Below are 6,133 nucleotides of genomic sequence, written 5' to 3' on the forward strand. Positions count from 1 at the left end.
CGCCAGCCCGGCCGCCCTCGCCCTGCCCCAGGCGCCGGAGCCGCCCCCCCTGCCGGCCGGCCCGATGCGCGGCCCGCCCCAGCCCGGCCGCCCGATCCTCGCCGCCGACCCGGCCCTGCTGGAATCCGGCCCCTACGGCCCGCTGCCCCGCATCAGCGCGGAGGGCCGCACCCCCATCCGCACCTATGGGCGGCCGTTCGACCGGCAGGATCCCCGCTCGAAGATCGGCCTCGTCGTCGGCGGGCTCGGCATCAATGCCGCCATTTCGGAGGAGGCGATCGCCCGGCTGCCCGGCGGCGTCGCCCTGGCCTTCAGCCCCTACGCCCCGCAACTGCCCCTGCTGCTGGACCAGGCGCGGCGCAAGGGCATGGAATTGCTGGTGGCGCTGCCGCTGGAGCCCACCGGCTACCCGCTGAACAACCCGGGCGACCGGGCCCTGCTGACCGGTAACACCGAAGCCCAGAACGAGGATCGGCTGGCCTGGGTGCTCTCCCGCTTCACCGGCTATGTCGGGGCCATCGGCGCGCTCGGCGCCATGCGGGGGGAGCGCTACGCCGCGGTCAGCGACCGCTTCGGGGCGCTGCAGGATGCGCTGCGGAGCCGCGGGCTGCTCTACATCGATCCGCGCCCCGGCGCCCGCCCGCCGGAGCGCGCCTGGGGCCGCGCCATCGACCTGGTGGTGGACGAGCCCGCCACGCGCGGCGAGATCGAGCTGAAATTGCAGGCGCTGGAAAGGCTGGCGCAGGAGAAGGGCGCGGCCATCGGCTATGCCGGCAACGTGACGCCGGTGGTGATCGACCGGCTGGCGAGCTGGGCCGGCAGCCTGGAAGCGCGGGGCTTCGTCCTGGCGCCGGTCACCGCGCTGCGCCGGGCGCCGGATGTGGCGGCGGCGGAGACAGTGCGGGCGCCGTAGGGGGCGCGGCCGTTCCCCGCTGGCCGCCATACCGAGCGGCCGCCAGGAATGACAGGCTTTGCCAATGTCTGGCATGACGCCGGCATGGCCACGATGAACGTTTCCCTGCCGGATGCGATGAAGGCCTGGGGCGAGCAAGCAGGGTCAGTCCGGCCGCTACAGCAAGGCCAGCGACGACGTCCGTGACCTGATCCGCCGGGACCAGGAGCGGGCCGCTGCCTTCGCCCGGCTGCAGCATCTTGTCACGCAAGGCGCCGAGAGCGGCATCAGCGTCCGCAGCCTGGAGGAAGTGCTGGAGGAAGCGCACCGCCAGGCCCGACGCCCGCCCGGATGACGCCGATCCGGCGAACGCACCAAGCCGACGAGGACATCATCGAGATCTATCTGCACGGCGCCCGCAACTTCGGCATCGCCCAGGCCGAGCGCTATGCCGCCGGGCTTGCCGAATGCTCCGCCCGGATTGCCGAACGGCCCCACCTCGCACGGGAACGGCCTGAACTGGCCCCACCGGTCCGGCTGTATCCCTACCGCGCCCGTATGTTCGCCTATGTTCTGGACGAGGAGGGCGTCCTGATCATGCGGATCCTGGGCCATCGCCAGGATTGGGAGCGCCATCTCTGACCGGCCTCGCCACTCCCGCCGGGCAAGCCGTCTCACCTTTCCGCGGCAAGGATGATAGGGTCCCGCCATGGACCTCCCCTATCGCCCTTGCGTCGGCGCCGCCCTCTTCAATCGCGATGGCCTGGTGCTGGTCGCCCGCCGTGCCGACCTGCCCAATGCCGAGGGCGCGCCCGGCGGCTGGCAGCTTCCCCAGGGCGGCATCGACGGGGCGGAGGACCCCGCCCTCGCCATCTTCCGCGAACTGAAGGAGGAGGTCGGCACCGACGCCGCCATCATCCTCGGCGAGCATCCGGACTGGCTGAGCTACGACCTGCCGCCGGAGCTGCTGGGGAAGGCGCTCGGTGGCCGCTATCGCGGGCAGCGGCAGAAATGGTTCGCCCTTGGCTTCACCGGCCGGGACGAGGAGATCCGCCTCGACCTCGACCCGCACCCGGAATTCGATGCCTGGCGCTGGGCCCCGCTGGCGGAGCTGCCGGCGATGGCCGTCGGCTTCAAGCGCGCGATCTATGAGGTGCTGGCGCGGGATTTCGCCCGCTACGCCGTGCCGCGATAGGAGCGACGCGCATGCTGGGTTGGGTGATCCTCGGGCTCTTCGTCCTGCTGCTGCTCTGGCTGGTGCTGGTCTACAATCGGCTGGTCGCGCTGCGGCAGGCCACCGGCCAGGCCTGGTCCGACGTCGATGTCCAGCTCAAGCAGCGCCACGACCTGATCCCCAATCTGGTGGAGACGGTGAAGGGCTATGCGCGGCATGAGCAGGGCACGCTGGAGCGCGTGGTGCAGGCGCGCAACGCCGCCCTCGCCGCCAGCGGTCCGGCCCAGGCGGCGGCGGAGGGCGCGCTCGGCGCCGCGCTCGGCCGCTTGCTGGCCCTGGCGGAGGCCTATCCCGAGCTGAAGGCCAACCAGAATTTCCTGCAGCTCCAGTCGGAGCTGGGCGATGTGGAGAACAAGATCGCCGCCGCCCGCCGCTTCTTCAACAACAGCGTCGCCGAGTACAACAGCGCCATCCAGCAGATCCCGGCCGTGCTCTTCGCCGCCAGCCTCGGCTTCCTGCCAAAGGGTTTCTTCGAGCTGCCGGAGGCCGAGCGCGCCGCAGTCGCCGTGGCGCCGAAGGTCGAATTCTAGAACTCGGACCGGGGTCCGGGGCCAGGTCCTGGCCCTGGCCCTGGCGGAGGTGCAGGAGGCAGAGCCTCCTGCTACCGCGTCTGCGCCGAGCTCGGCGCCGGGTAGGCCCGCGGATAGGTCACCTGCTCCGGCGGCCCGGGCGGCCGCGGCGGTCCCACCCGCCCGCAGGCCGCCAGCGCGAGCAGTGCCAGCAGGATCAGCCCCGGCCGCATCACCCGAGCTTCTCCCGCCATTCCGCCGCTGCCCGCCGCACATTCTCCGGCGCCGTCCCGCCGAAGGAGGTGCGCGAGGCGACCGAGGCCTGCACCGTCAGCACGCCATAGATGGCGTCCGTGATCCGCGCCTCCTCCGCCTGCATCTCGGCCAGGCTCAGCCCCGCCAGGTCGCATCCCTTGGCCTCCGCCTTCTGCACCAGCCGCCCCGTCACGTGGTGCGCATCCCGGAAGGGCATCTTCAGCTCGCGCACCAGCCAGTCCGCCAGATCCGTCGCGGTGGAGAAGCCCGCCCCCGCCGCCGCCTCCAGCCGCGCCGCATCCGGCTGCATGTCCCGCACCATGCCGGCGATGGCGGCAAGGTTCAGGGTCAGGCTCTCCGCGGCGTCGAAGATGCCTTCCTTGTCCTCCTGCATGTCCTTGAAGTAGGTCAGCGCCAGGCCCTTCTGCACCGTCAGCAGCCCCATCAGCGCGCCGAAGATGCGCCCGGTCTTGCCGCGCACCAGCTCCGCCGCATCCGGGTTGCGCTTCTGCGGCATGATGGAGGAGCCGGTGGTGAAGGCATCGCTCAGCTTGACGAAGCCGAAATAGGGGTTGGTCCAGATCACGATCTCCTCCGCAAAGCGGCTGAGATGCGTGGCGCACATCGCGCAGGCGAAGAGGAATTCCGCGGCGAAGTCGCGGGAGGCGACGCTGTCCAGGCTGTTCCGCGTCGGTCCGTCGAAGCCCAGCGCCTTCGCCGTCATGTGCCGGTCTACGGGGAAGCCGGTGCCGGCCAGCGCCGCGGCGCCCAGCGGGCACTCATTCAGCCGCGCCCGCGCATCGCGGAAGCGGGAGAGGTCGCGGGAGAGCATCTCCACATAGGCCAGCATGTGGTGGCCGAAGGTGACGGGCTGGGCCGGCTGCAGATGGGTGAAGCCCGGCATCACCGTGCCCGCATGCTCCTCCGCCCGCGCCACCAGGGCCCGCATCACATCGGTGATCTGGCCGGAGAGGCCGTCGATGGCGTCCCGCACCCAGAGCCGGACATCGAGCGCCACCTGGTCGTTGCGGCTGCGGCCGGTATGCAGCCGCTTGCCGGCATCGCCGATCAGGGCGACGAGGGCAGCCTCCACATGGGTGTGGATATCCTCCAGCCGCTCATCCCATTCCATGCCGCCCGCTTCGATGCGCTGGGCGATCTCGGCCATGCCGCGGCGGATGGCGGCCTCGTCCTCGGCGGAGATGATCCCCACATGCGCCAGCATGGCGGCATGGGCGAGGCTGCCCTCGATATCCTGCCGCCACATCTTGCGGTCGAAGCCGATCGAGGCGTTGATGGCCTGCATGATGGCGGAGGGGCCGGTGGCGAACCGCCCACCCCATTGGAGGTGACTGGACACGATGGCGATGCTCTCGTCTTCCTGGCTGAAGCGGCGGCGCCTGCTCCTGGCGGCCGGGACCCTAGCGGCGGCGCCCCTTTGGTGCAAAGCGCAGGCTGCGGGCCTCGGCAAACTCAGCGAGACGGGGCCGCGGCCCCTGCCGGAATTCAGCTTCACCGATGCCGAAGGCAAGCCGCATGGGGTGGCGGATTTCGCCGGGCGCGGGCTGCTGATCAATCTCTGGGCCACCTGGTGCCCGCCCTGCGTGGCGGAAATGCCGGCGCTGGACCGCGCCCAGGCGGCGCTGGCGGAGGAAGGGGTGACGGTGCTCGCCCTGTCCTCGGACCGCGGCGGCAAGGCACAGGTGGAGCCCTTCTACCAGGCGCGGGGCATCACCCGGCTCGGACTCTGGCTGGACCCGCGCGGGGCGGCGTCCCGGGCGCTCGGCGCGCGCGGCCTGCCGACCACAATCATCGTGGACCGCCAGGGGCGGGAAAGGGCGCGGCTGGAAGGCGCGGCGGAATGGGACCAGCCGGAGATGCTGGCGGCGATCCGCCGGCTGGTGGCGGTGGAGGAGCCGCAGCAGCGGGCGTGAGAATCGGGGCGCACAGGCGCCAGCTTGAGAAAAGAAGGCAAACCGAAGAATGGGGGCTCTGCCCCCAAGCCCCCCCGGGGCCAGCACCTGGCCCCGCCCCCCGGTCTGAGTCTGCTGGTTCAACCCACGGGTCTAGAACTCACACCGGGGTCCGGGGGTAGCCTGCCTGGGGGGGCTGGCGGCACTGCCGCCAACGGGCAAAGCCCCGATCCTTCTTGTTGTCTTCTGGCGTTTCCTGAAGCTGTGCATATGCCAGTGCGCCCAAGCTTCCGCCGGGGTCAGCTTGGCCGCGGCGAACTATACCCGGCGCTTTACCCAGTAGAGGGGCTGCCGGCCCTCGCGCAGGGCCTTGGCCTCGTAGCGGGTGCCGGGCCAGCCCTCGGGCCGCGCCGCGGCGGGCGGGGCGCCGGTGAAGAGATCCGTCGCGGCGAAGACCTCCTCCACCCAGGCCTGGTAGGTCGGGTCGTCGCTGGCGATGCGCCACTCGCCGCCCGGCCGCAGCACCCGCGCCACCAGCGGCAGCAGCGACGGATTCACGAAGCGGCGCTTGGCATGGCGGGACTTCGGCCAGGGATCGGGAAACATCAGCATCAGCCGGTCCAGGCACCCCTCCGGCAACAGCCCCAGCAGATGCCGCGCATCCTGCGGCCAGAGGCGAAGATTGCCCGGCAGCGCCCCCGTCGCCTCCTCCCCCTCCGGCACCAGCCGCGTCAGCAGGGAGCAGAGCCCGTTCTCGAACACCTCGGAGGCGATGTAGCCGACCTGCGGGTTGGCCTCGACATGCGCCAGCGCATGCTCCCCGCCGCCGAAGCCCACCTCCAGCCACAGCGCCTCCACCGGCGCGGCGAAGGCGGCGCGCGGGTCCCGCGCCTGCGCCGGCGAAAGCCGCAGCCGCGGCAGGGTGGCATCCAGCAGAAGCTGCTGCCGCGGCCGCAGCGGATGGCCACGGCGGCGGCCATAGAGTCGGTCGGGAATGCCCTCGGCGAGGGGCGGTCGGTCAGCGGTCATGCCGCCGCCTCATAGAGCAGATCGCCGTAGGGCGGCGTCGCCCGAGTGCGTGACTCTGCTCTGCAAACAAAGGCGTAGAGCATATTCGGTGAACGCATGTGACCCGAATATGCTCTAGCCCCGCCACGCCCGGCGGGAGAGCGCGCCGCAGCAACGGCGCCGCCCATTGCCCTGCCGCGGCTTCGCCGCGACAGGCGGTGCGACGCCCCGGGCAGGAGCGCCCCCGGCCCCCCACGACGCCGCGCAGCGGTGTCGTAGGGAATAAATCAGCGGCCGAAGGCGCGCTTCAGCTCCGGCGCCA

8 protein-coding genes are annotated in these 6,133 nt (G+C 71.6%); 5 read left to right on the plus strand and 3 right to left on the minus strand.

The genetic code is table 11. The annotated features are described in order from the left end of the window. The 4 genes from NJ376_RS26900 to NJ376_RS26920 all read left to right on the plus strand — a co-directional run. The coding region (locus tag NJ376_RS26900) for a divergent polysaccharide deacetylase family protein (protein WP_252956442.1) at positions 1–913 on the plus strand (913 nt) is incomplete at its 5' end. A 330-nt stretch (positions 914–1,243) separates the two neighbouring features. Then, positions 1,244–1,534 (plus strand): type II toxin-antitoxin system RelE/ParE family toxin, encoded by a 291-nt coding sequence (locus NJ376_RS26910; RefSeq protein WP_252956443.1) that lies wholly within the window; start codon positions 1,244–1,246, stop codon positions 1,532–1,534. Positions 1,535–1,601: 67 nt separating this feature from the next. Then, positions 1,602–2,087 (plus strand): RNA pyrophosphohydrolase, encoded by a 486-nt coding sequence (locus tag NJ376_RS26915; protein WP_252956444.1) that lies wholly within the window; start codon positions 1,602–1,604, stop codon positions 2,085–2,087. Positions 2,088–2,098: 11 nt separating this feature from the next. Further along, a complete protein-coding gene (locus NJ376_RS26920; RefSeq protein WP_252956445.1) occupies positions 2,099–2,656 on the plus strand; it encodes a LemA family protein in 558 nt (185 codons plus the stop codon). 71 nt (positions 2,657–2,727) lie between these two features. Here the strand turns inward: NJ376_RS26920 and NJ376_RS26925 are convergent, their stop codons facing one another. Together NJ376_RS26925 and argH are read right to left on the minus strand one after the other, a co-directional pair. After that, complete coding sequence (locus NJ376_RS26925) at positions 2,728–2,868, minus strand: hypothetical protein (protein ID WP_252956446.1); 141 nt, start codon at positions 2,866–2,868, stop codon at positions 2,728–2,730. Further along, the gene (gene argH, locus NJ376_RS26930) at positions 2,868–4,250 is read right to left on the minus strand and encodes an argininosuccinate lyase (RefSeq protein ID WP_370288708.1); all 1,383 of its coding nucleotides are present in this window, start codon (positions 4,248–4,250) and stop codon (positions 2,868–2,870) included. The genes NJ376_RS26925 and argH overlap by 1 nt, the downstream gene beginning before the upstream one ends. 1 nt (position 4,251) lies before the next feature. Here argH and NJ376_RS26935 point away from each other — a divergent pair, with 1 nt between their 5' ends. Beyond that, on the plus strand, positions 4,252–4,824 hold the full coding sequence (locus NJ376_RS26935) for a TlpA family protein disulfide reductase (protein ID WP_252956447.1): 573 nt from the start codon (positions 4,252–4,254) through the stop codon (positions 4,822–4,824). A gap of 297 nt (positions 4,825–5,121) precedes the next feature. Here the strand turns inward: NJ376_RS26935 and trmB are convergent, their stop codons facing one another. Beyond that, positions 5,122–5,832 carry a tRNA (guanine(46)-N(7))-methyltransferase TrmB gene (trmB, locus tag NJ376_RS26940; RefSeq protein ID WP_252956448.1) on the minus strand — a complete coding sequence of 237 codons (711 nt, stop codon included), beginning with the start codon at positions 5,830–5,832 and terminating at the stop codon, positions 5,122–5,124. Positions 5,833–6,133: the final 301 nt, after the last annotated feature.

Source organism: Siccirubricoccus soli, assembly GCF_024178315.1.
GTDB classification, from domain to species: Bacteria; Pseudomonadota; Alphaproteobacteria; order Acetobacterales; family Acetobacteraceae; genus Siccirubricoccus; species Siccirubricoccus soli.